Annotated in this window: 19 protein-coding genes and 5 pseudogenes; 9 read left to right on the forward strand and 15 right to left on the reverse strand. The window is 51.5% G+C overall.

Annotation, left to right across the window (positions count from 1 at the left end):
• Nucleotides 1–373 precede the first annotated feature (373 nt).
• The 3 genes from C1P89_RS20000 (at nucleotide 374) to C1P89_RS26090 (ending at nucleotide 1,368) form a co-directional block, all read left to right on the forward strand.
• A complete protein-coding gene (locus C1P89_RS20000; RefSeq protein WP_000455798.1) occupies nucleotides 374–664 on the forward strand; it encodes an HTH-type transcriptional regulator in 291 nt (96 codons plus the stop codon).
• 280 nt (nucleotides 665–944) lie between these two features.
• On the forward strand, nucleotides 945–1,157 hold the full coding sequence (gene cspE, locus C1P89_RS20005) for a transcription antiterminator/RNA stability regulator CspE (RefSeq protein ID WP_000014594.1): 213 nt from the start codon (nucleotides 945–947) through the stop codon (nucleotides 1,155–1,157).
• Between the two features lie 139 nt (nucleotides 1,158–1,296).
• Nucleotides 1,297–1,368, forward strand: coding sequence for a hypothetical protein (locus C1P89_RS26090; protein ID WP_212735948.1), 72 nt, complete (start codon nucleotides 1,297–1,299; stop codon nucleotides 1,366–1,368).
• Here the strand turns inward: C1P89_RS26090 and hokA are convergent.
• The 4 genes from hokA to C1P89_RS20025 form a co-directional block, all read right to left on the reverse strand.
• Entirely contained in the window at nucleotides 1,345–1,497 is a 153-nt protein-coding gene (gene hokA, locus C1P89_RS20010) for a type I toxin-antitoxin system toxin HokA (protein ID WP_001135733.1), read from the reverse strand. The genes C1P89_RS26090 and hokA overlap by 24 nt on opposite strands.
• A gap of 325 nt (nucleotides 1,498–1,822) precedes the next feature.
• Nucleotides 1,823–3,892 (reverse strand): glycine--tRNA ligase subunit beta, encoded by a 2,070-nt coding sequence (gene glyS / locus C1P89_RS20015; RefSeq protein WP_001291771.1) that lies wholly within the window; start codon nucleotides 3,890–3,892, stop codon nucleotides 1,823–1,825.
• Nucleotides 3,893–3,901: 9 nt separating this feature from the next.
• A complete protein-coding gene (gene glyQ, locus C1P89_RS20020; RefSeq protein WP_001168544.1) occupies nucleotides 3,902–4,813 on the reverse strand; it encodes a glycine--tRNA ligase subunit alpha in 912 nt (303 codons plus the stop codon).
• A 94-nt stretch (nucleotides 4,814–4,907) separates the two neighbouring features.
• Nucleotides 4,908–5,207 carry a YsaB family lipoprotein gene (locus C1P89_RS20025; RefSeq protein WP_000980117.1) on the reverse strand — a complete coding sequence of 100 codons (300 nt, stop codon included), beginning with the start codon at nucleotides 5,205–5,207 and terminating at the stop codon, nucleotides 4,908–4,910.
• Nucleotides 5,208–5,381: 174 nt separating this feature from the next.
• Here C1P89_RS20025 and wecH point away from each other — a divergent pair, with 174 nt between their 5' ends.
• The gene (gene wecH, locus C1P89_RS20030; RefSeq protein WP_001182650.1) at nucleotides 5,382–6,377 is read left to right on the forward strand and encodes an O-acetyltransferase WecH; all 996 of its coding nucleotides are present in this window, start codon (nucleotides 5,382–5,384) and stop codon (nucleotides 6,375–6,377) included.
• Nucleotides 6,378–6,418: 41 nt separating this feature from the next.
• Here the strand turns inward: wecH and C1P89_RS20035 are convergent.
• The 3 genes and pseudogenes from C1P89_RS20035 to C1P89_RS26095 form a co-directional block, all read right to left on the reverse strand.
• Nucleotides 6,419–6,592, reverse strand: a pseudogene (locus C1P89_RS20035) (YiaA/YiaB family inner membrane protein); the annotation flags it as partial.
• A gap of 42 nt (nucleotides 6,593–6,634) precedes the next feature.
• Nucleotides 6,635–7,791 (reverse strand): IS3-like element IS600 family transposase gene (locus C1P89_RS20040; RefSeq protein WP_085948186.1). Its coding sequence is split into 2 segments (ribosomal slippage): nucleotides 6,635–7,542 and nucleotides 7,542–7,791, totalling 1,158 coding nucleotides; the frame shifts between segments, so codons are not numbered across the junction.
• Between the two features lie 62 nt (nucleotides 7,792–7,853).
• Nucleotides 7,854–7,982: pseudogene (locus C1P89_RS26095) on the reverse strand (inner membrane protein YiaA); the annotation flags it as partial.
• 92 nt (nucleotides 7,983–8,074) lie between these two features.
• Here C1P89_RS26095 and C1P89_RS20045 point away from each other — a divergent pair.
• A protein-coding gene (locus tag C1P89_RS20045) for an IS3-like element IS2 family transposase (protein ID WP_167544916.1) occupies nucleotides 8,075–9,303 on the forward strand; the annotation gives its coding sequence in 2 pieces (ribosomal slippage) (nucleotides 8,075–8,390 and nucleotides 8,390–9,303; 1,230 coding nt in all).
• A 9-nt stretch (nucleotides 9,304–9,312) separates the two neighbouring features.
• Here C1P89_RS20045 and C1P89_RS20050 read toward each other — a convergent pair.
• The 4 genes and pseudogenes from C1P89_RS20050 to xylA all read right to left on the reverse strand — a co-directional run.
• Nucleotides 9,313–9,459 (reverse strand): annotated as a pseudogene (locus C1P89_RS20050) (YiaA/YiaB family inner membrane protein); the annotation flags it as partial.
• Nucleotides 9,460–9,504: 45 nt separating this feature from the next.
• The gene (gene yiaB / locus C1P89_RS20055; RefSeq protein ID WP_000858193.1) at nucleotides 9,505–9,846 is read right to left on the reverse strand and encodes an inner membrane protein YiaB; all 342 of its coding nucleotides are present in this window, start codon (nucleotides 9,844–9,846) and stop codon (nucleotides 9,505–9,507) included.
• 168 nt (nucleotides 9,847–10,014) lie between these two features.
• The gene (xylB, locus tag C1P89_RS20060) at nucleotides 10,015–11,469 is read right to left on the reverse strand and encodes a xylulokinase (protein WP_000275411.1); all 1,455 of its coding nucleotides are present in this window, start codon (nucleotides 11,467–11,469) and stop codon (nucleotides 10,015–10,017) included.
• 71 nt (nucleotides 11,470–11,540) lie between these two features.
• Nucleotides 11,541–12,863, reverse strand: coding sequence for a xylose isomerase (gene xylA / locus C1P89_RS20065; RefSeq protein WP_001149581.1), 1,323 nt, complete (start codon nucleotides 12,861–12,863; stop codon nucleotides 11,541–11,543).
• 59 nt (nucleotides 12,864–12,922) lie between these two features.
• On the opposite strand from xylA, the gene C1P89_RS20070 reads away from it, so the two are divergent.
• A protein-coding gene (locus C1P89_RS20070) for an IS1-like element IS1A family transposase (protein WP_243666938.1) occupies nucleotides 12,923–13,620 on the forward strand; the annotation gives its coding sequence in 2 pieces (ribosomal slippage) (nucleotides 12,923–13,172 and nucleotides 13,172–13,620; 699 coding nt in all).
• Between the two features lie 59 nt (nucleotides 13,621–13,679).
• Here the strand turns inward: C1P89_RS20070 and selB are convergent.
• The 3 genes from selB to C1P89_RS20085 all read right to left on the reverse strand — a co-directional run bounded on the left by selB (nucleotide 13,680) and on the right by C1P89_RS20085 (nucleotide 17,618).
• Nucleotides 13,680–15,524, reverse strand: coding sequence for a selenocysteine-specific translation elongation factor (gene selB / locus C1P89_RS20075; protein ID WP_000582503.1), 1,845 nt, complete (start codon nucleotides 15,522–15,524; stop codon nucleotides 13,680–13,682).
• Nucleotides 15,521–16,912: an L-seryl-tRNA(Sec) selenium transferase gene (selA, locus tag C1P89_RS20080; RefSeq protein WP_000206245.1), complete on the reverse strand. Its 1,392-nt coding sequence runs from the start codon at nucleotides 16,910–16,912 to the stop codon at nucleotides 15,521–15,523. The genes selB and selA overlap by 4 nt, the downstream gene beginning before the upstream one ends.
• Nucleotides 16,913–17,009: 97 nt before the next feature.
• On the reverse strand, nucleotides 17,010–17,618 hold the full coding sequence (locus C1P89_RS20085; protein WP_000779792.1) for a glutathione S-transferase: 609 nt from the start codon (nucleotides 17,616–17,618) through the stop codon (nucleotides 17,010–17,012).
• Nucleotides 17,619–17,846: 228 nt separating this feature from the next.
• On the opposite strand from C1P89_RS20085, the pseudogene C1P89_RS20090 reads away from it, so the two are divergent.
• The 3 genes and pseudogenes from C1P89_RS20090 to C1P89_RS26100 all read left to right on the forward strand — a co-directional run.
• A pseudogene (locus C1P89_RS20090) lies at nucleotides 17,847–21,350 on the forward strand (RHS element core protein); the annotation flags it as partial.
• A 24-nt stretch (nucleotides 21,351–21,374) separates the two neighbouring features.
• Complete coding sequence (locus C1P89_RS20100) at nucleotides 21,375–21,782, forward strand: DUF2778 domain-containing protein (RefSeq protein WP_139064153.1); 408 nt, start codon at nucleotides 21,375–21,377, stop codon at nucleotides 21,780–21,782.
• A 5-nt stretch (nucleotides 21,783–21,787) separates the two neighbouring features.
• A pseudogene (locus C1P89_RS26100) lies at nucleotides 21,788–22,303 on the forward strand (Imm57 family immunity protein).
• A gap of 459 nt (nucleotides 22,304–22,762) precedes the next feature.
• Here the strand turns inward: C1P89_RS26100 and C1P89_RS20115 are convergent.
• Nucleotides 22,763–23,926 (reverse strand): HlyD family secretion protein, encoded by a 1,164-nt coding sequence (locus tag C1P89_RS20115; protein ID WP_001132568.1) that lies wholly within the window; start codon nucleotides 23,924–23,926, stop codon nucleotides 22,763–22,765.
• Nucleotides 23,927–23,987 lie beyond the last annotated feature (61 nt).

Consider the following 23,987-nt stretch of genomic DNA (forward strand, 5'->3'; position numbering starts at 1 on the left):
GGATAGTCCAGGACAGGCTTGCAGGATACCCTTTCTACGTAATCTTCCTGGTAAAATCATGGAGAAAATGAAACAAGGTTAATTTGTTGTTTCATTGTTAAAAAATGATAGTGCCGTTGCCTTTTTTGTAGCCAGAGATTTACGCCTTCGCAGAAGGTTAGATTTTCGAAATCTTTACAAAACAGGAGTGGTAAGAGATATATCGGCATTTATCAGATCGTTAGGTGGCTATAAGTCACGCTAAATGACAGGCTGAATCGAATCATAGCCAGAGCATGCCCTGACTTCACCCCGCTGTGTCTGCTTTTCCCGACTATTCTTAATGAGCTTCGATGCAATTCACGATCCCGCAGTGTGATTTGAGGAGTTTTCAATGGAATATAAAGATCCAATGCATGAGCTGTTGAGCAGCCTGGAACAGATTGTTTTTAAAGATGAAACGCAGAAAATTACCCTGACGCACAGAACAACGTCCTGTACCGAAATTGAGCAGTTACGAAAAGGGACAGGGTTAAAAATCGATGATTTCGCCCGGGTTTTGGGCGTATCAGTCGCCATGGTAAAGGAATGGGAATCCAGACGCGTGAAGCCTTCAAGTGCCGAACTAAAATTGATGCGTTTGATTCAAGCCAACCCGGCATTAAGTAAGCAGTTGATGGAATAGACTTTTATCCACTTTATTGCTGTTTACGGTCCTGATGACAGGACCGTTTTCCAACCGATTAATCATAAATATGAAAAATAATTGTTGCATCACCCGCCAATGCGTGGCTTAATGCACATCAACGGTTTGACGTACAGACCATTAAAGCAGTGTAGTAAGGCAAGTCCCTTCAAGAGTTATCGTTGATACCCCTCGTAGTGCACATTCCTTTAACGCTTCAAAATCTGTAAAGCACGCCATATCGCCGAAAGGCACACTTAATTATTAAAGGTAATACACTATGTCCGGTAAAATGACTGGTATCGTAAAATGGTTCAACGCTGACAAAGGCTTCGGCTTCATCACTCCTGACGATGGCTCTAAAGATGTGTTCGTACACTTCTCTGCTATCCAGAACGATGGTTACAAATCTCTGGACGAAGGTCAGAAAGTGTCCTTCACCATCGAAAGCGGCGCTAAAGGCCCGGCAGCTGGTAACGTAACCAGCCTGTAATCTCTGCTTAAAAGCACAGAATCTAAGATCCCTGCCATTTGGCGGGGATTTTTTTATTTGTTTTTCAGGAAATAAATAATCGATCGCGTAATAAAATTTAGTATTATTTTTGTGAAGAATAAATTTGGGTGCAATGAGAATGCGCAACGCCGTAAGAAAGGCGGGAATAACTTCCCGCCAAAGACTCTTACTCTTTCAAATTGCAGGCTAAAAATGCCGCCAGCTCATAACTCTCCTGTTTAATATGCAATTCACACAGTGAATCTCTTATCATCCAGGTGAAAAATAAAAGCGTGAAACAAATCACTATTAAAGAAAGTAATCTATATTTCTGCGGCATTCCCAGCCTCCTGTGTTGATTTCCAACGAGTAAGAGGCTAACCTTATGGTGTTCAGGCATAGGGTAGCCTCACTTTGATTTATAGTCAGGTGGGGCTTTTCTCTGTCTGCCTTTCGGTGAATACCTGAGACAAACAGTCTCAAGCACCCGTGGCTATTCTAGCTTAATAAGTTTGTTTCTTCTCCTTGATATAATCCTAAAAAAACCTCATAAAATTAATATATGAGATAATCTTTATTCAACAGAAGATTATTAAAGGTTGCTGTATTATTTAGCGATAATAAAAAAAGCCTGCCAGATGGCAGGCTTTTTAATAACGGCGTTATTACTGCAACAGCGAAATATCCGCAACGCGCAGGAACAGTTCGCGCAGTTTCTCCAGCATGGTCAGACGGTTGAGACGCAATTCTTTGTCATCAACCATGACCATCACTTTATCGAAGAAAGCATCAACCGGCTCACGCAGCTCTGCCAGTTCGACCAGCGCATCCTGGTAACGACCTTCCGCAAAGTACGGCTCCAGCTTGTCACGTAGCACCACAACCTGCATCGCCAGTTTAATTTCTTCCGGCTCTTTCAGGGTAGAGGCATTCACGCGGTCGCTCAGCACTTCGTCAGATTTCGCCAGAATGTTAGATACACGTTTGTTCGCCGCCGCCAGTGCAGCAGCTGCATCCAGGGTACGGAAATGCGATACCGCTTTCATACGGGCATCGAAATCAGCCGGACGAGTCGGACGACGCGCCAGTACCGCCTGGATGGTGTCAACGGTGTAACCTTCGTCCTGATACCAGGCGCGGAAGCGACCGAGCATAAAGTCGATAACATCATCAACTACGTTGGCGTTAGTCAGCTTATCGCCATACAGACGCACTGCTTCTTCGGTCAGCGTTTGCAGATCAAGGTTGAGGTTCTTCTCAACGATAATTCGCAGCACGCCAAGTGCGGCACGACGCAGCGCAAACGGGTCTTTGTCGCCTTTCGGATGCTGACCGATACCGAAGATACCCGCCAGAGTATCCATCTTATCAGCAATCGCCAGCGCACAAGCTACCGGGTTGGACGGCAGGTCATCACCGGCAAAGCGCGGCTGATACTGCTCATTCAGCGCGACGGCTACGTCTTCCGCTTCGCCATCGTGACGCGCGTAGTGCATCCCCATAACGCCTTGGGTGTCGGTGAACTCGAAGACCATGTTGGTCATCAGGTCACACTTAGACAGCAGGCCCGCACGGGTTGCGTGGTTAACGTCAGCGCCAATCTGTTCAGCAATCCAGCCAGCCAGCGCCTGGATGCGGTCAGTTTTGTCACGCAGCGTACCCAGCTGTTGCTGGAACAGCACGGTTTGCAGGCGCGGCAGGTTATCTTCCAGACGTTTTTTACGGTCGGTATTGAAGAAGAACTCGGCATCCGCCAGACGTGGACGAACGACTTTCTCGTTACCAGAGATAATTTGCTGCGGATCTTTCGATTCGATGTTGGCAACGAAGATGAAGTTCGGCAGCAGTTTGCCATCGTTCGCATACACCGGGAAGTATTTCTGGTCACCTTTCATGGTGTAAACCAGGGCTTCAGCCGGCACCGCGAGGAATTTCTCTTCGAATTTTGCGGTCAGAACGACCGGCCACTCCACCAGCGAAGCCACTTCTTCCAGCAGGCTTTCGCTTAAGTCAGCGTTACCGCCAATCTTACGCGCTGCTTCTTCGGCATCGGCTTTAATCTTCGCTTTACGTTCTTCGTAATCGGCGATGACTTTCCCGCGCTCACGCAGAATTTCCGGATACTGATCGGCGTTGTCGATGGTGAATTCCGGTTCGCCCATAAAGCGGTGGCCGCGAATCACGCGATCGGACTGAATGCCCAGAATGGTTGCCGGAATGACTTTGTCGCCCAGCAGCAGGGTCACGGTGTGCACCGGACGCACGAAGTGCACGTCGCTTGCGCCCCAACGCATCAGTTTCGGGATCGGCAGTTTCGCCAGCGAAGTCGCAACCATATTCGGCAGTAGTGCTTCAGTGCTTTCGCCCTTCACATGGGCGCGATACAGCAGCCATTCGCCTTTATCGGTAGTCAGACGCTCAGCCTGGTCAACGGTAATACCGCAACCACGCGCCCAACCTTCTGCCGCTTTGCTCGGTTTGCCTTCAGCGTCGAACGCCTGGGCAATCGCCGGGCCGCGTTTTTCGATTTCACGATCTGGTTGCGCTTCCGCCAGGTTAGCTACTTTCAACGCCAGACGACGCGGAGCAGCAAACCATTGAACGGTGCCGTGTGCGAGGCCAGCGTTATCCAGCTCCGCAGTAAAGTTCGCAGCAAAGGACTCAGCCAGGCTGCGCAGTGCTTTTGGTGGCAGCTCTTCAGTGCCGATTTCCACCAGAAAAGTTTTCTCAGACATAGCCGCCTCTTACTTATCTTTGTTGCACATCGGGAAGCCGAGGGCTTCACGGGAAGCGTAGTATGCTTCTGCCACTGCTTTGGTCAGGGTGCGAATGCGCAGAATGTAGCGCTGACGCTCAGTGACGGAGATGGCTTTACGCGCATCCAGCAGGTTGAAGCTGTGGGCGGCTTTCAGAATACGCTCGTAGGCTGGCAGCGGCAGCGGATTTTCCAGCGCCAGCAGCTGCTGCGCTTCTTTCTCGTACTGCTCGAAGCAGGTGAACAGGAAATCCACATCCGCGTATTCGAAGTTGTAAGTGGACTGCTCCACTTCGTTCTGATGGAACACGTCGCCGTAGGTGGTTTTACCCAGCGGGCCGTCGCTCCAGACCAGGTCGTAAACGCTGTCTACGCCCTGAATGTACATGGCCAGACGTTCCAGACCGTAGGTGATCTCGCCGGTAACCGGTTTACACTCCAGACCACCAACCTGCTGGAAGTAAGTGAACTGCGTCACTTCCATGCCGTTTAGCCACACTTCCCAGCCCAGTCCCCAGGCACCCAGAGTCGGGTTTTCCCAGTTATCTTCCACGAAACGGATGTCGTGAATAGTCGGGTCCATGCCCAGCTCTTTCAGAGAACCGAGGTACAGCTCCTGAATATTGTCCGGCGATGGCTTAATGACCACCTGGAACTGATAGTAGTGCTGTAAACGGTTGGGGTTTTCGCCGTAGCGACCATCGGTCGGGCGACGAGAAGGCTGAACATAAGCAGCCGCCATCGGTTCTGGCCCCAGCGCGCGCAGACAGGTCATTGGGTGAGAGGTTCCCGCGCCGACTTCCATGTCCAATGGTTGAACAATGGTGCAGCCCTGGCGAGCCCAGTAATCCTGTAAGGTCAGGATCAAGCCCTGGAAGGTCCTGGTATCAAACTTTTGCATATTATTTCGTGCTGGATACGTGTGGATTTAAAGGAAGGGATCAGTATACCCGCTGGATGGAAGATATACAGTACGAAACGGGAAAAAGCAGGGCTTAACGCATGGAAAGATGCAAAAAATGGCCATCTGCGTCAAAAGAACAGACAAACTGCTCTTTACGGAAGGTATAACCGCGCATTTCATAGCTTCCCTGGAACTGTTCGAAGGCGGTGACGTCGATTTTTTGCTCGCCGGTGTTATAACGTTTTGCCGCCTGATCCTTGCATAACGCTTCCATATTCAACGAACGCAGAGGATCAACCTTTACCCGTTGTGCTTTCTGCACGGGTGACGGTGTAGACCAACCCACTAGCACCATAAGCGCCATTGCCGGAAAGAAAGCGTTCATCATCATTAAATTACCGTCTGGTTTGCAGGTGAGTCTTATTATTTATATCGGTATAGTGGCTGATATCTTACGAATTTCCTTAAGCCTCTATAAGCTGTAGTGATAAAACTCAGATTATTCCAGTGCGCCAACCAAATGATTTATCGGTCAGACTTTTTTTAACCAGATACAGAGACACAGATGCAGCCCAAAATTTACTGGATTGATAACCTGCGAGGGATAGCGTGTTTAATGGTGGTGATGATTCACACCACTACCTGGTATGTGACCAATGCTCATAGTGTTAGCCCCGTCACATGGGATATCGCCAATGTTCTGAATTCTGCCTCTCGTGTCAGCGTGCCGCTATTTTTCATGATTTCCGGCTATCTCTTTTTTGGCGAACGCAGCGCCCAGCCGCGCCATTTCTTGCGTATCGGCTTATGTCTGATTTTTTATAGCGCAATCGCACTGCTCTACATTGCGCTGTTTACCTCCATCAATATGGAGTTAGCGCTGAAAAACCTGCTGCAAAAGCCAGTGTTTTACCACTTGTGGTTTTTCTTCGCGATTGCGGTGATTTATCTGGTTTCACCGCTGATTCAGGTGAAGAACGTCGGCGGAAAAATGTTGCTGGTGCTAATGGCGGTGATTGGCATTATCGCTAACCCAAACACAGTGCCGCAGAAAATTGACGGTTTTGAATGGCTGCCAATTAACTTATATATCAATGGCGATACTTTTTACTACATTCTGTATGGCATGTTGGGCCGCGCTATAGGGATGATGGACACACAGCATAAAGCACTGTCGTGGGTGAGCGCCGCGCTGTTTGCGACGGGGGTTTTTATTATCTCTCGCGGGACATTATATGAATTGCAGTGGCGCGGAAATTTTGCCGATACCTGGTATCTTTACTGTGGGCCGATGGTTTTTATCTGCGCAATCGCGCTATTGACTCTGGTTAAAAACACGCTGGATACGCGTACCATTCGCGGACTTGGCTTAATCTCCCGCCATTCATTGGGTATATACGGATTCCACGCCTTGATTATCCATGCGCTGCGCACCCGGGGAATTGAGCTTAAAAATTGGCCAATACTGGATATTATTTGGATCTTTTGCGCGACGTTGGCAGCGAGTTTGTTACTTTCTATGCTGGTACAACGAATCGACAGAAACAGATTAGTGAGTTAAGTAAAAGCCCGTTCACATTGGACTGACCGGGCTTACGTGAATTATTCGCTGTATTCTTCCTGGGTAACCTGTGTTTCTTTTGGCGGGTTTATTCCGGCATCACGAATATTCTTCTGCACCGCTACTGCACCAAACAAGCTTAAGAAGAAAGCCAGTCCATAAAAACCTTTTTCACTGAGTAATAATGTCGCATTCCACAGACCTACCATCAGTATGAGGTGTACTGGCAATAGCGGACACTACCATTTGTTCTTTTTTTAAGCAGCCATCTGATGATATTTTTCCCTGAAGGCTGCCGGGGAGATATTCCCCAGACGAGAGTGACGACGCTGACGATTGTAGAAAATCTCAATGTATTCCCGTATTACTGAGATGGCTTCATCCCGGTTATTAAAACGATAGTGGCTCAGGCTCTCATTTTTCAGCGTTCCCCAGAAGCTTTCCATCGGAGCGTTGTCGTAACAGTTACCTTTACGCGACATTGATGTTTTCAGACCAAACTGCTCCTGTATGACCCGGTAATCGTATGCGCAGTACTGTGAACCTCGATCAGAGTGGTGGATTAGCCCGGCAGGTGGGCGCTGGCTCCTGAGCGCCATAAACAGGGCTTTACCTGTCAGCTCTTTTGTCATGCGCTCTCCCATGGCGTAGCCGACAATTTCGCACGTATAAACATCTTTGATGCCAGCGAGGTACAACCATCCCTCCTGTGTGGCAACATACGTCAGGTCCGCCACCCAGACCTGATTTGGTGCTGTAGGAGCGAACGTCTGGTTCAGCAGATTTGGCGCAACTGGCAGATTGTGGTTCGAGTTCGTAGTCGCTCTGAACTTGCGTTTCTGCTTACAGCGTAGCCTTAGCTCCTTACGAAGACGTGCCAGTCGGTCACGACCAACGATGATGCCATTCTCTGCCAGCTCCGTCTGGAGCCGCCGGGTTCCATATGTTTCGCGAGTGCGGATATGTGCCACCTTAATCTCCAGTTTTAGCCGCTCATCACTTTGTTTTCTGTCTGAGGGTTCATGCTGTACCCAGTTGTAATAACCGCTCCTGGATACACCAAATACCTGACACATCGCTTCAATGGGAAATTGTTGTCGCCATTGTTCGATTAACGCGTATTTTTCAGCGACTCCTGTGCAAAATACGCTGTTGCTTTTTTTAATATATCTCGCTCAAGGCGAGCTTCATTTAACGCCTTACGCAGTTGCAGAATTTCAGATTCCAGTTCAGCCACCGTGCGGGAACCAGGAGTACCGAGCCCTTTTCTGGCGGCGGTAACCCATTGTCCTAAAGTGCCTTCAGGAAGAGATAATCGGGAAGCGCCTTCACTGATCGAAAGTTGATTTTCAAGAACCGTTCTGACAGCTTCGGCTTTGAACTCTTTAGAGTAACGTTGGGTTTTTCTGCTCATTATTAGCTCCTTCTGATGCCATTCTATTTCAGGAAGGAGTGTCCGTTAAACTCAGGCTACCTCAGTAATGCAACAGAGATAATAAAGACAGTCAGGCAGGTCATATAATAAATGGAAGTGGTCGGTATGCCTTCATACTTGTCCCGAACGGTCTTTTGATAAGACGCAGCAGAAAACAGTCCTAACACCAGTTAGACTGGCCCCCTGAATCTCCAGACAACCAGTATCACTTAAATAAGTGATAGTCTTAATACTAGTTTTTAGACTAGTCATTGGAGTACAGATGATTGATGTCTTAGGGCCGGAGAAACGCAGACGGCGTACCACACAGGAAAAGATCGCAATTGTTCAGCAGAGCTTTGAACCGGGGATGACGGTCTCCCTCGTTGCCCGGCAACATGGTGTAGCAACCAGCCAGTTATTTCTCTGGCGTAAGCAATACCAGGAAGGAAGTCTTACTGCTGTCGCCGCCGGAGAACAGGTTGTTCCTGCCTCTGAACTTGCTGCCGCCATGAAGCAGATTAAAGAACTCCAGCGCCTGCTCGGCAAGAAAACGATGGAAAATGAACTCCTCAAAGAAGCCGTTGAATATGGACGGGCAAAAAAGTGGATAGCGCACGCGCCCTTATTGCCCGGGGATGGGGAGTAAGCTTAGTCAGCCGTTGTCTCCGGGTGTCGCGTGCGCAGTTGCACGTCATTCTCAGACGAACCGATGACTGGATGGATGGCCGCCGCAGTCGTCACACTGATGATACGGATGTGCTTCTCCGTATACACCATGTTATCGGAGAGCTGCCCACGTATGGTTATCGTCGGGTATGGGCGCTGCTTCGCAGACAGGCAGAACTTGATGGTATGCCTGCGATCAATGCCAAACGTGTTTACCGGATCATGCGCCAGAATGCGCTGTTGCTTGAGCGAAAACCTGCTGTACCGCCATCGAAACGGGCACATACAGGCAGAGTGGCCGTGAAAGAAAGCAATCAGCGATGGTGCTCTGACGGGTTCGAGTTCTGCTGTGATAACGGAGAGAGACTGCGTGTCACGTTCGCGCTGGACTGCTGTGATCGTGAGGCACTGCACTGGGCGGTGACTACCGGCGGCTTCAACAGTGAAACAGTACAGGACGTCATGCTGGGAGCGGTGGAACGCCGCTTCGGCAACGATCTTCCGTCGTCTCCAGTGGAGTGGCTGACGGATAATGGTTCATGCTACCGGGCTAATGAAACACGCCAGTTCGCCCGGATGTTGGGACTTGAACCGAAGAACACGGCGGTGCGGAGTCCGGAGAGTAACGGAATAGCAGAGAGCTTCGTGAAAACGATAAAGCGTGACTACATCAGTATCATGCCCAAACCAGACGGGTTAACGGCAGCAAAGAACCTTGCAGAGGCGTTCGAGCATTATAACGAATGGCATCCGCATAGTGCGCTGGGTTATCGCTCGCCACGGGAATATCTGCGGCAGCGGGCTTGTAATGGGTTAAGTGATAACAGATGTCTGGAAATATAGGGGCAAATCCACCAGTACGGCAAAATAATACCCTTTTTCATTTAACTGCATCTCTGCATTCCATAGCCCTAACAGATAGGTAACGATACCACCAACGAGAGCTATCCATGACACAATACTAAAGGCCGGTGAATAGGTTGATATTTTGTTGTCCATCACAGTATTCCTTTCATTCCTGAATGTGTAAGAGCTTTATGTTGCTCATACCGAGCGAAACAAACGCATTTGACCAAACAAGCAGACAAAAAAGGCGATGGGGTAGATCACCATTTCATAAGCATTGATAGGTGCATTTAAAACACCGATAAACAAGAGACCGATAGTGATTAACGCAACTAACTGGCAGATATGGGTAAAAAAATTATCCAGTTGCCCGAGTTTTTCTGCGCGAAGATATGCATAGTTACCAAAAGTTGCTGTCATTAACACGCCAAGAAAATAGCCTTTTCCACTTAGCAATGGGCATGAGATCCATAGCCCAACCAGATAAACCAGCGCCCCGACAACAAATAATAGTTTTGCCACAGTTTTTGAGGTTTTCATAACGATCTCCATATCTACCAGCGATACATTACGAGTAACCAACGAAAGACAAAACTGAAAAATGCCATTAACAAATGATTTTCAGAATAAATTCATACTAAATATTAATTAATTAGTGAGATATATAGATGTGAATTATCCCCCACCCGGTCAGGCAGGGGATAACGTTTACGCCATTAATGGCAGAAGTTGCTGATAGAGGCGACGGAACGTTTCACGTCGTGGCTGATAAGCGGCATAACGCTGCGCATCTGGTAGATGCGACTGTTCTAACGGTAGCTGCGGCAACAACTCAATGAGCGATTTCTCTGGATTCGCCGCAATCTGCGCCAGCCTTGCTGCGCCCAGTGCTGGCCCCACATCCCCCCCCGTACGGTAATCGAGCTGCTGACCGCTGATATCCGCCAGCATCTGACGCCAGTACTCACTACGCGCCCCGCCACCAATCAACGTAACACTTTGCGGTTTAATGCCGCAGGCATGCACGACATCCATGCCATCTGCCAGCGCATAACCCACGCCTTCCAGCACTGCTCGCGCCAGTTCATTGGGGCCATGTTGATGAGTCAAACCAAAGAAAACCCCCTTCGCCTGGGGATTATTGTGTGGTGTACGCTCGCCGGAAAGATAAGGCAGAAACCAAACTGGCTCGACACTTTCATCAGCCTGTTGAGCTGCAGCGATTAAAGCTGGGACATTGCACAGGCCGGTTAATTTCGCGGCCCAATCCAGACACGATGCTGCACTCAGCATTACAGACATTAAATGCCAACGCTGCGGTAGCGCATGGCAAAAGCTGTGTACAGCGCTTTCTGGCTTGCTTAAGAACCCTTCGCTGACAGCAAAATAGACCCCCGACGTCCCCAGCGATAACATTGCCTGATTAGCATCAACCATTCCCACACCAACTGCACCAGCTGCATTGTCGCCACCGCCTGCGACAACTGGCACCGTCGCCATACCCCACGCTTTCGCAACTTCAGGTAACAAAGCACCAGTAATTTCGCTGCCTTCGTATAATGCGGGCATCTGGTCACGAGATAAGTCGCAAGCCTGCAGCATGACGTCACTCCAGTCACGCTTTGCGACATCCAGCCACATGGTGCCAGCTGCGTCAGACATATCGCTGGCAAACTCCCCCGTCATACGCAGACGCAAGTAATCTTTCGGTAATAATACTTTGTCGATTTGACGGAATATCTCCGGCTCATGCCGCTGAACCCATAGCAATTTAGGCGCAGTAAATCCGGGCATCATCAGGTTGCCGGTAATCACTCGTGATTGCGGAACTCTCGCTTCCAGCAAAGTGCACTCTTGCGCACAGCGCCCGTCGTTCCACAAAATGGCAGGGCGCAATACCCGTTGTTGAGCATCCAGTAAGGTTGCTCCATGCATCTGGCCGGCAATACCCAATGCTTTAACGTCCTGCAGAGAATGCTGATCGCCCAGAGCTTTCATTGCGCGATCAGTTGCCTGCCACCACTGTTCCGGGTCTTGTTCCGACCAGAGTGGATGCGGGCGCGAAACGGTCAGCTTTTCCGTTTGCGAATCAACCACCTCACCCTGCTCGTTGAGCAAAATAACTTTTACGCCCGAGGTGCCAAGATCTATCCCGATATACATATCGATCGTTCCTTAAAAAAATGCCCGGTATCGCTACCGATAACCGGGCCAACGGACTGCACAGTTAGCCGTTATTTGTCGAACAGATAATGATTTACCAGATTTTCCAGTTGCTCCTGGCGACCACTCTGATGCACCGGAGACAAATTATGTTCCTGAGCATATTTGGCTAAATCTGCCAGTGACATTTGGCCTTTCAGGATTTGCTGGCCCAATTCGCTATTCCAGCCGGAATAACGCTGCGCGATGCGTTTATCCAGCTCGCCATCTTCAATCATGCGCGCTGCAATTTTCAGCGCCAGTGCCATCGTATCCATCGCGCCGATATGACCGTAAAACAGATCATATTTATCAGTACTTTGACGACGTACTTTGGCATCGAAGTTCAGACCACCGGTGGTGAAACCGCCTGCTTTGAGAATTTCATACATCACCAGCGCATTCTCTTCCACACTGTTCGGGAACTGGTCGGTGTCCCAGCCCAGTTGCGCATCGCCACGGTTGGCGTCGACAGAACCGAACAGGCCAAGCGCAATGGCGGTGGCTATTTCATGATGGAAAGAGTGACCTGCCAGCGTCGCGTGGTTAGCTTCAATGTTCAGTTTAATCTCTTTTTCCAGACCAAACTGTTTCAGGAAGCCATAGACCGTCGCGGCATCGTAATCATATTGATGTTTAGTCGGTTCTTGCGGTTTCGGTTCGATAAGCAACGTGCCCTGGAAGCCGATTTTATGTTTATGCTCAACCACCATCTGCATAAAGCGGCCCAGTTGTTCACGCTCCTGACGCAAGTCGGTATTTAACAGCGTTTCGTAACCTTCACGACCACCCCACAGGACATAGTTTTCACCGCCCAATTTATGGGTTGCTTCCATCGCTGTAACAACTTGCGTTGCCGCCCAGCTGAAGACTTCAGGATCTGGGTTCGTCGCCGCACCCGCGCCATAGCGAGGGTTTGTAAAGCAGTTAGCGGTTCCCCACAGCAGCTTCACGCCGCTCTCTTCTTGCTTGGCTGCCAGGACATCAACCATTTGCGCAAAATTATTGATGTACTCTTTTAACGACGCGCCCTCAGGGGAAACATCCACATCGTGGAAGCAATAAAATGGCACATGTAACTTGTGGAAAAACTCAAATGCGACATCTGCTTTACGCTTCGCCAACGCCAGTGCCTCACCAGGCTGCTGCCACGGACGATTAAACGCCCCCACACCAAACATGTCCGCCCCGTTCCAGCAGAAGGTGTGCCAGTAGCAGGCGGCAAAACGCAAGTGCTCTTCCATACGCTTACCCAACACCAGTTCGTCGGGATTGTAGTGACGGAATGCTAACGGGTTTGAGGATTTTGAGCCTTCATAACGAACGCGATCGAGCTGGTCAAAATAGGCTTGCATATTGGGTGATGCTGCCAACTTACTGATTTAGTGTATGATGGTGTTTTTGAGGTGCTCCAGTGGCTTCTGTTTCTATCAGCTGTCCCTCCTGTTCAGCTACTGACGGGGTGGTGCGTAACGGCAAAAGCACTGCCGGACATCAGCGCTATCTCTGCTCTCACTGCCGTAAAACATGGCAAATGCAGTTCACTTACACCGCTTCTCAACCCGGTACGCACCAGAAAATCATTGATATGGCCATGAATGGCGTTGGATGCCGGGCAACTGCACGCATTATGGGCGTTGGCCTCAACACGATTTTACGTCACTTAAAAAACTCAGGCCGCAGTCGGTAACCTCGCGCATACAGCCGGGCAGTGACGTCATCGTCTGCGCGGAAATGGACGAACAGTGGGGCTATGTCGGGGCTAAATCGCGCCAGCGCTGGCTGTTTTACGCGTATGACAGTCTCCGGAAGACGGTTGTTGCGCACGTATTCGGTGAACGCACTATGGCGACGCTGGGGCGTCTTATGAGCCTGCTGTCACCCTTTGACGTGGTGATATGGATGACGGATGGCTGGCCGCTGTATGAATCCCGCCTGAAGGGAAAGCTGCACGTAATCAGCAAGCGATATACGCAGCGAATTGAGCGGCATAACCTGAATCTGAGGCAGCACCTGGCACGGCTGGGACGGAAGTCGCTGTCGTTCTCAAAATCGGTGGAGCTGCATGACAAAGTCATCGGGAATTATCTGAACATAAAACACTATCAATAAGTTGGAGTCATTACCAGAAATTTGTATTAATTTATTTTAAAAATTAATTAATCATTTCCTTATTTTTCCGGAAATAATAATGCGTCGCGCAATAAATGATCATTTCCACGACGACGCGTAAAGCCAATGCGGTCAAAATATTCCAGAATCTGAATTGCCAGCTTTCGGCCTACGCCTAAGCGATCGCGGAAATCCGCCGCGCAGGTTGAACCACACTCCTGATCGAGATCGCGGATCATATTGGCAAATTCGACAATCCGATCGTTACGGTAATAACGATCTTTGACGATCGCGGTAATTATTCCTTGCTGCGCCGCCTGGCGTAGCGTCAGGCGCATTGCCTGCTCGTCGGTACCCGTCTCTTTTGCCAGATCACGCACCCACCACGGCTCGTCACCAAACAGCGGCTCTGCTTTTTGCCAGATGGCCTGCTGCTCTTCGCTGAAGCCCGCTTTGTGATCCGGCAGATGCAGCCAACCGTGATGACTGAGGATGTCGCCGCTTTCGCGCATCTTTTCAATCAGCAACAGTACCAGCGCTTCATCTTCCATTGGCAACGCCATACGTCGCAGACGTTCGCGCCCAGGACCAGGTTCATCGCGATGTTGCTCATGATAAGTCGCTAATGTGTCGAGAATTTTCCGCTGCCAGCGGGCGGCAACCGGCGCATTCAACAAGCTATAACCAGCCTGAATATAGCCAGGCTGTTGCAGCAATTCGCGCATCCCTTCGCCGTTGAGCTGGCGCGCCCAGGCGAAATCCGCAAGGTTAACCGCGCCGCGTTCCAGATGAACAGATAACGCATCGGCATCGCTCTGCGCCCGTGCAAGAGACGCCAGCCATTGCAGATATTCCGGCTTACGTTTACCGCGACGCGGCGGGTTAAGCATCACCACACGCGCCCCCGCCAGCGTGTTGCGGGCCGAGATATCGCGCAGCACTAAGCGATCGTTATCCGCCAGCCACAGCGGCGTGTCGAACACCAGCTCGGCAAGGTTATCTTCCAGCAGCGAAACGCGTCCCGTAACGTGGCTGGCGGCGTGGTGAATATGCAGCGGCTGCCACTGGGTCAGCGGCGTATGGGTTTGAAGCTCGACAATCACCCGTGTGAACGGCTCTGGCGGCGCATCGGCAAGCAGCCAGTCGCCACGGTTAATCTGCTCTTTTTCCGCATCACCCGCGATGTTAAGCGCGATACGCTGCCCGGCATGGGCGGTTTCTGTTGGCTGGTTTTGTGCATGCAGCGCACGTACACGCATCGGTTTATTTACACCAGTCAGCCAGAGTGAATCGCCTACCTTCACTTCCCCGCTTAACGCCGTACCGGTGACGACCAGCCCGGCACCTTTTACGGTAAATGCGCGGTCGATCGCGAGGCGGACACTATGTTGGCTGGCGTGTTCACGTCCTGGTAACTGAAGCAGATGCTCGCGCAGGGCATCAATTCCCCGACCTTCGGTTGCTGCGGTGATAAACAGTTTTGCCTCAGCAAAACCGTATTCCCGCAGCACCTCCTTTACCTGGCGTTCAACCTCATCAACACGCGCTTCGTCCACGCGATCGGCTTTGGTCAGCGCCACTGTCAGCATCGGGTTACCGGTCAGCTGCAAAATCGCCAGATGCTCACGGGTCTGCGCCATCACGCCGTCATCGCACGCCACCACCAACAGCGCGTGATCGATACCACCAACGCCCGCCAGCATGTTGGAAAGAAACTTTTCATGACCGGGTACGTCGATAAAACTAGGCACGCGACCATCCGGCTGCGGCCAGTAGGCATAGCCGAGATCGATGGTCATGCCGCGCTTTTTTTCTTCCGGCAGACGGTCAGCATTTACGCCAGTAATCACCTGCAATAAGGTTGTTTTGCCGTGGTCAACGTGTCCGGCAGTCGCAATAATCATTTCAACAACATCTCCAAAAACCGTTGCTCATCTTCAAGGCAGCGTAAATCCAGCCACAATCGTCCGTCATAAATACGACCAATCATCGGCACTGGCAATTCACGCCAGCGGGCGGCTAATGACTCAAGGTGGCTACCGCGTCCATCATGGGGTGTAAACGTTAATGCCGCGCTCGGCAGGCGATCAACCGGCAGCGAACCACTGCCAATCTGCGAAAGACATGGCATAACCTGTACCGCAAACTCCGCGCCGTAATGTGCGGCAAGGGGAGCCTGTAAACGTTGTGCCTGGATTTGAATGACCTCTGCGCTGCGGGTAAGCAGGCGCAGGGTCGGTAATTTTTCACTCAGAGCTTCAGGGTGTAAATAAAGACGCAACGTGGCTTCCAGCGCCGCGAGGGTCATTTTATCCGCGCGTAATGCACGCTTCAGCGGGTGGCTTTGCAGGCGGGCGATTATCTCTTTTTTACCAACGATAATCCCTGCCTGCGGCCCGCCTAACAACTTGTCGCCGGAGAAGCTCACCAGACTGACGCCCGCCGCAATCAACTCCTGCGGCATTGGCTCTTTCGGCAAACCGTACTGGCTAAGATCGACCAGCGAGCCACTGCCTAAATCAGTCACTACGGGAACATCCAGCTCTTTGCCGAGCGCCACCAGTTCCGCTTCATCTATCGCTTTGGTGAACCCCTGAATGCTGTAGTTACTGGTATGTACTTTCATCAACAGTGCGGTATTTTCATTCACCGCCTGACGATAATCATTCGCGTGCGTGCGGTTGGTGGTCCCTACTTCGTGTAGGGTGCAGCCTGCCTGACGCATAACATCGGGAATACGAAACGCGCCGCCAATCTCCACCAATTCGCCGCGAGATACTACCACCTCTTTCCCGCTGGCAGTGGCCGCCAACATCAATAACACCGCCGCCGCATTGTTATTGACGATACAGGCATCTTCCGCCCCCGTAATACGGCACAGCAGTTGCGCCAGCGCCCGATCGCGATGTCCGCGTCCGGCGTCGTCCAGATCGTACTCGAGGGTCACTGGCGAACGCATAGCCTGCGCAACGGCTTCCACCGCGGCTTCCGCCTGTAAAGCTCGTCCAAGGTTGGTATGCAGCACGGTTCCCGTCAGGTTGATCACCGGACGCAGCGCGCTCTGCGCCTCTTTCGTCAACCGGGCATCGACTTCTTGCGCCCAGTTTTCACACCACGCAGGAAGCGTCTGGCTGTCACGAATCACTTCTCGCGCTTCGTCGAGCATCTGACGCAACAATTCCACCACGCGGGTGTGACCATAAGTATCACGCAAAGAAAGGAAGGAGCTATCGCGCAATAAGCGATCAATAGCCGGAAGTTGACTATAGAGGGAACGCGTTTCGGTTGTCATAGGAAACCTGGCTGATCAAGGCCCTCTCACACGGAGAAGGGCGTTTAACATAACCACGGATTGTAACGTGAGATGGGTCAGGAGGACATATCGCGCATCAAGCCTTTGGCGGTTCGGTGCGAGCAAAACTTTCGCGGCTAAACAGGTTTTCGACCAGTTTGACTAAGTGTGGGCGGTCGACACACCAACCTGGCGCAACGCGGCGGAAATTGAGATATCCGACAGCACAGGCAATGGCGATAGTCGCCAGATTGACCGTATCGGTTTTGAGTGTGCCATCGACCAGATATCCTTCCAGCACATCCAGACTGCGGTTGATTTTCTCCCGCTGGCGTAACAATTCATCTTCAGACTGCTGCGCCGCCGGACGCGCCTGTTCACGCACCGATACCAGCCCGGCATCCATAATGCCATCCGCCAGCGCCTCAATTTTGCGCACCCGCAACGACTCCAGCGGATCGCGCGGCAACATCGCCGGAGCGACATTCATTAACTCAATATATTCAGCGATGATCGGCGAATCAAACCAGCATTCGCCCTCTTCGGTCACCAGCACCGGCACTTTTCCTAACGGGTTAAATTGCGCCACGCCGTTGTCCGCGTTATAGGGCAGTTCATTAATAAATTCGAAAGTTATGCCCTTTTCTAACAACAGAATAGAAAGTTTGCGTACAAACGGGCTGGTGTAGCTACCGACGAGTTTCATGCCGAGTCCTTTGTGCGAGGAAAAATATCAGTATGGCCTGGTGATGGGAAAAAGGGCAGAAAATGTTGATGGTTTGTTACTTCCAAATAAATCACATATTTATCATGGTGATATAAATATTTTCCTAATTGTTTCTATCTGATGGATATCTCACTTAAGGCTTTCTTATAAATCTGTAGGGTTTTGCCTGGAAGCAGACAAATAACCCGATAAAACAAGGATGAGCAGATGAGCGGAAAACCGGCAGCGCGTCAGGGCGACATGACGCAGTATGGCGGTAGCATTGTTCAGGGTTCAGCCGGGGTGCGCATCGGTGCCCCCACCGGTGTGGCCTGTTCGGTGTGCCCCGGCGGAGTGACGTCCGGCCATCCGGTCAATCCCCTGCTCGGTGCAAAGGTCCTTCCCGGTGAAACCGACATCGCCCTGCCCGCCCCGCTGCCGTTCATCCTCTCCCGCACCTACAGCAGTTACCGGACAAAAACGCCCGCGCCGATGGGGAGCCTCGGCCCCGGCTGGAAAATGCCTGCGGATATCCGCTTACAGCTGCGCGATAACACACTGATACTCAGTGATAACGGCGGCAGAAGCCTGTATTTTGAGCACCTGTTTCCCGGTGAGGACGGTTACAGCCGCAGCGAATCACTCTGGCTGGTGCGCGGCGGCGTGGCGAAACTGGATGAAGGTCACCGGCTGGCCGCACTCTGGCAGGCGCTGCCGGAAGAACTCCGCTTAAGTCCGCATCGTTATCTGGCGACAAACAGTCCGCAGGGGCCGTGGTGGCTGCTCGGCTGGTGTGAGCGGGTGCCGGAAGCGGATGAGGTGCTGCCTGCGCCGCTGCCGCCGTACCGGGTACTGACCGGGCTGGTGGACCGCTTCGGGCGCACACAGACGTTCCACCGCGAAGCCGCCGGTGAATTCAGCGGCGAAATCACCGGCGTGACGGATGGTGCCGGGCGTCACTTCCGGCTGGTACTGACCACGCAGGCGCAGCGGGCAGAAGAAGCCCGGCAGCAGGCCATTTCCGGCGGGACGGAACCGTCCGCTTTTCCTGATACCCTGCCGGGTTACACCGAATATGGCCGGGACAACGGCATCTGTCTGCCGTGTGGCTGACGCACGACCCGGAATACCCGGAGAATTTACCTGCCGCGCCGCTGGTGCGCTATGGCTGGACGCCACGCGGCGAACTGGCGGTGGTGTATGACCGTAGTGGCAAACAGGTGCGCAGCTTTACTTACGATGATAAATACCGGGGCCGGATGGTGGCGCACCGTCACACGGGCCGGCCGGAAATCCGTTACCGTTACGACAGCGACGGGCGGGTGACAGAACAGCTTAACCCGGCAGGCTTAAGCTACACGTATCAGTATGAGAAGGACCGCATCACCATCACCGACAGCCTGAACCGCCGTGAAGTGCTGCACACGTAGGGTGAAGCCGGGCTGAAGCGGGTGGTGAAAAAGGAACACGCGGACGGCAGCGTCACGCAGAGTCAGTTTGACGCCGTGGGCAGGCTCAGGACACAGACGGATGCCGCAGGCCGGACAACAGAATACAGCCCGGATGTGGTGACGGGCCTCATCACGCGCATCACCACGCCGGATGGCAGGGCATCGGCGTTTTACTATAACCACCACAGCCAGTTAACGTCAGCCACCGGGCCTGACGGGCTGGAAATGCGCCGCAAATATGATGAATCCGGCCGTCTGATTCAGGAAACCGCCCCTGACGGCGATATCACCCGCTACCGTTATGATAATCCACACAGTGACTTACCCTGCGCAACGGAAGATGCCACCGGCAGCCGGAAAACCATGACATGGAGCCGTTACGGTCAGTTGCTGACCGTCACTGACTGTTCCGGTTATGTAACCCGTTATGACCATGACCGTTTTGGTCAGGTGACGGCGGTGCACCGCGAGGAAGGGCTGAGCCAGTACCGCGCATACGACAGCCGTGGACAGTTAATTGCGGTGAAAGACACGCAGGGCCATGAAATGCGGTATGAATACAACGCCGCCGGTGACCTGACCGCCGTCATTGCCCCGGACGGCAGCAGAAACGGGACACAGTACGATGCGTGGGGAAAAGCCATCTGTACCACGCAGGGCGGGCTGACGCGCAGTATGGAATACGATGCTGCCGGACGGGTCATCCGTCTGACCAGTGAAAACGGCAGCCACACCACCTTCCGTTACGATGTACTCGACCGGCTGATACAGGAAACCGGCTTTGACGGCCGCACACAGCGTTATCACCACGACCTGACCGGCAAACTTATCCGCAGCGAGGATGAGGGGCTGGTCACCCACTGGCACTATGACGAAGCAGACCGCCTCACGCACCGCACCGTGAAGGGTGAAACCGCAGAGCGGTGGCGGTACGACGAACGCGGCTGGCTGACAGACATCAGCCATCTCAGCGAAGGGCACCGGGTGACGGTGCATTACGGGTATGATGAGAAAGGCCGGCTGACCGGTGAGCGTCAGACGGTGCATCACCCGCAGACGGAAGCACTGCTCTGGCAGCATGAGACCAGACATGCGTACAACGCGCAGGGGCTGGCGAACCGCTGTATACCGGACAGCCTGTCCGCCGTGGAATGGCTGACCTACGGCAGCGGCTGGCTGTCAGGCATGAAACTCGGCGACACACCGCTGGTGGAGTACACCCGCGACCGCCTGCACCGGGAAACGCTGCGCAGCTTCGGCCGTTATGAACTCACCATCGCTTATACCCCTGCCGGGCAGTTACAGAGCCAGCACCTGAACAGCCTGCTGTCTGACCGCGATTACACCTGGAACGACAACGGCGAACTCATCCGCATCAGCAGCCCGCGCCAGACCCGGAGTTACAGCTACAGCACCACCGGCAGGCTGACCGGCGTTCACACCACCGCAGCGAATCTGGATATCCGCATCCCGTATGCCACAGACCCGGCGGGGAACCGCCTGCCCGACCCGGAGCTGCACCCGGACAGCACCCTCAGCATGTGGCCGGATAACCGTATCGCCCGTGACGCGCACTATCTTTACCGGTATGACCATCACGGCAGACTGACAGAGAAAACCGACCTCATCCCGGAAGGGGTTATCCGCACGGATGATGAGCGCACCCACCGGTACCATTACGACAGTCAGCACCGGCTGGTGCACTACACGCGGACACAATATGCAGAGCCGCTGGTCGAAAGTCGCTATCTTTACGACCCGCTGGGCCGCAGGGTGGCAAAACGGGTATGGCGGCGTGAACGGGACCTGACGGGCTGGATGTCGCTGTCACGGAAACCGCAAGTGACCTGGTACGGCTGGGACGGCGACCGGCTGACCACAATACAGAACGACAGAACCCGCATCCAGACGATTTATCAGCCGGGGAGCTTCACGCCACTCATCAGGGTCGAAACTGCCACCGGTGAGCTGGCGAAAACGCAGCGCCGCAGCCTGGCGGATGCCCTTCAGCAGTCCGGCGGCGAAGACGGTGGCAGTGTGGTGTTCCCGCCGGTGCTGGTGCAGATGCTCGACCGGCTGGAAAGTGAAATCCTGGCTGACCGGGTGAGTGAGGAAAGCCGCCGCTGGCTGGCATCGTGCGGCCTGACGGTGGAGCAGATGCAAAACCAGATGGACCCGGTGTACACGCCGGCGCGAAAAGATTGGACTGAAGGGGGGATGGAATTTTTATCAGTATCCGTTGAATCCGATAACTGATATTGACCCGTTGGGATTAGCGACCTGTTTATACAGCATAACTTTAAGTATGCTTTCATGCGTTTCAGATACGCAAAATGATGATAACTCTTATGATGTGCTTACTATTCCTGTCGCCTCTGGTAATAATGGTAATAATATGCAATGTAAAAATAATCCTGGTTGTACACACTTACAAAATAGAGGTCCAATACCTCAAGGGGTATGGAGCTGGAATGTTAATGGTCCTGGAGCAACCAATAGAAAACCTAATGGTATACGTTTAGTACCGTCAGCAAATACAGAAACATATAATCGTGATGGATTTTTAACACAAAGTTGTTTAAACGCTTTCGGTCCGTCTTTAGGACCTCGATTCTGTTCCGAGGGTTGTATAACTGGTTCATCTAATGACATGCAAAAATTAAATGAGTTAATATTTTCAGAGCCAGATAGCACATTAACAGTTACGGACTAAAAAATATGGCAAAGTTATTAACAATTGTATTTTTTTCTCTATTTCTGCGAGTACAGTTACTGCAAGACAATTTCAGAGAGAGTTAGATTTGGCAGACAAAGCAATATTATGGGCACTAATATCAGCCAGTACTAAAGAGGGACGAAAAGCGTGTTCACTAAGCTATTTTGCCTGTAAGGCCGCAGAGGCTGAACTCGGACTGGCATATATGGCTGCGAATGATAACAAGGAATTTCTCACATCCTTATCTAATATAATGAGGTACAAAATAGATGCTGGACTTTCCGAATCCTATACATGCTATTTATTAAGTAAGGGAAAGATCATAAGACCATATCTGAAAAATCTAAATCCACTCCAACTTGCCGCTGATTGCATTGAAACAGTAAATAAAAGATAAGAATAAAAAAATCATTGATATAAATTCAGTTAATATTTGTAGTGATGATAAAAATATAAAATTGAGAGTTAATAGTACTATTATGGCCATTGATGATTCTATAAAATGCATCGATGAATGATAACTTAATTTTATTTAAAAATATATTAATAACTCACTCTCTAGGAGTTTTTTTAACTTAGTTTTATAATGAATACGATAATTAAAAGTGAAGAAGAAAATAGTTGTATACATATATTCCATGACCCTACATTGTGATCTATAGATTAAATATTTTTTAAATGTGACTGTCATCCTTCAGATAATAAAGCCATCATCGCAATAGATGGAAAAGCACTCCTGCTCTTTTTTGATTAGAGCCGTCGCAGGAGGAACAACTCATATCATCATTGCGATCTCGACGATGTATAGTCTCATCCTGCGGCAGAACAAGACGGATAAAAAATCCAATGAGAGCACACTCATCCAGAACTTATTAACATAATGAATATTAAAGAAAAATCATCGCAGCCAATGAAGTAATATGCAAAAATAATTAGCCCTTGCAGGGAGCAAAGTTCCATAATCTCCCCCTTCCCCCTCAATGATCCAAATACAAATAATGCATCCAACTGGTCATTCTTAGCAGCACCTTCCGCATCACCGAAACATGGCTGAAATGGTCGGAGTAAACTGCTACCTGGGCGTAAATGCCGTCGGGTAAGGCATCGATATCATCGTTAGGGTCCAGTTCAATGGTTCCCAGCACGCCGTCCGTGCCGGGAACGACCGTTAATGATTGCAATACCCCCTGCGCCTGATAAGAACCGCCTGGCACGACAGGTAAAATACTAGTCAATTTGCCGTGGAACACCTGCCCAGGTAGCGCGTTAAACACCACTTCCGCATCATCGCCAGGTTTCAGACGTAACAGCGAGTTTTGCCGAAATTGGGCGACAATTTGCCGTTTTTGCTCGGGGATGAAGACCATCACCGGACGCAGCGGCAAGGCAGCTGCGTATGTACCTGGGCGGATCAGTACCTGAGTAACGTAGCCATTGCTCGGCGCGCGAATGACAGTCTGCTCAAGGTTATATTTTGCTTCAGTAAGTTGCGCTCTTAAGCTCACAATCTGCGATTGCTCGCCGTTAACCATACTGTCGAGCTGGCTCTGGATCTGCGCCTGCTCCGCCACCGAGCCTTTCACCAGCGCATCCTGCGCGAGGAAATTTTGCCGCGCATCGTCGATGTCACGTTCCGAGAACGGATTCACCGCCGCCTGGCTGCCTTTCAGGTAACGTTGATAATTTTTAAACAGACGGTCGCGCTCCGCTGAAACCTGGGTGGTGTTGGCCTGCGCTTCAGTGAGCTGCGCACGCAGCGTCTTTATATTATGCGTCGCCGTCATCAGGTCAGCCTGAAGTCTGTCAACTCGCGCCTGGTAACGAACCGGGTCGAGCTTAAAAAGCACCTCGCCCTTTTGAATAAGCTGATTATTCTTGTCAGTGACTTCAGTAACAATTCCCGTCACCTGTGGCGTGATAGGGATCGCTATCACTGCCTTTTGCGCGGTAAAAGTGTAAGGGTGGTTGTAGTTCATCAACAAAATCAAACCACTCACCAGAAACACGCCTCCCAGCGCCGCCGTCGCCAGCGTCCACTGATTCACCGGAATACGAAAGATTTTAAAGACCGCCCACGCCAGCTGCAAAATGGCATCTGAATCGATCGCAGTTTGGCATTCGAATCGATCATGATTTGGCATCCATCTCCGATCACAGTTTGGCATCACAATCGATCACGATTTGGCATACTTCCGATCATTG

Source organism: Shigella sonnei, from assembly GCF_002950395.1.
Classification (GTDB): Bacteria; Pseudomonadota; Gammaproteobacteria; order Enterobacterales; family Enterobacteriaceae; genus ECMA0423.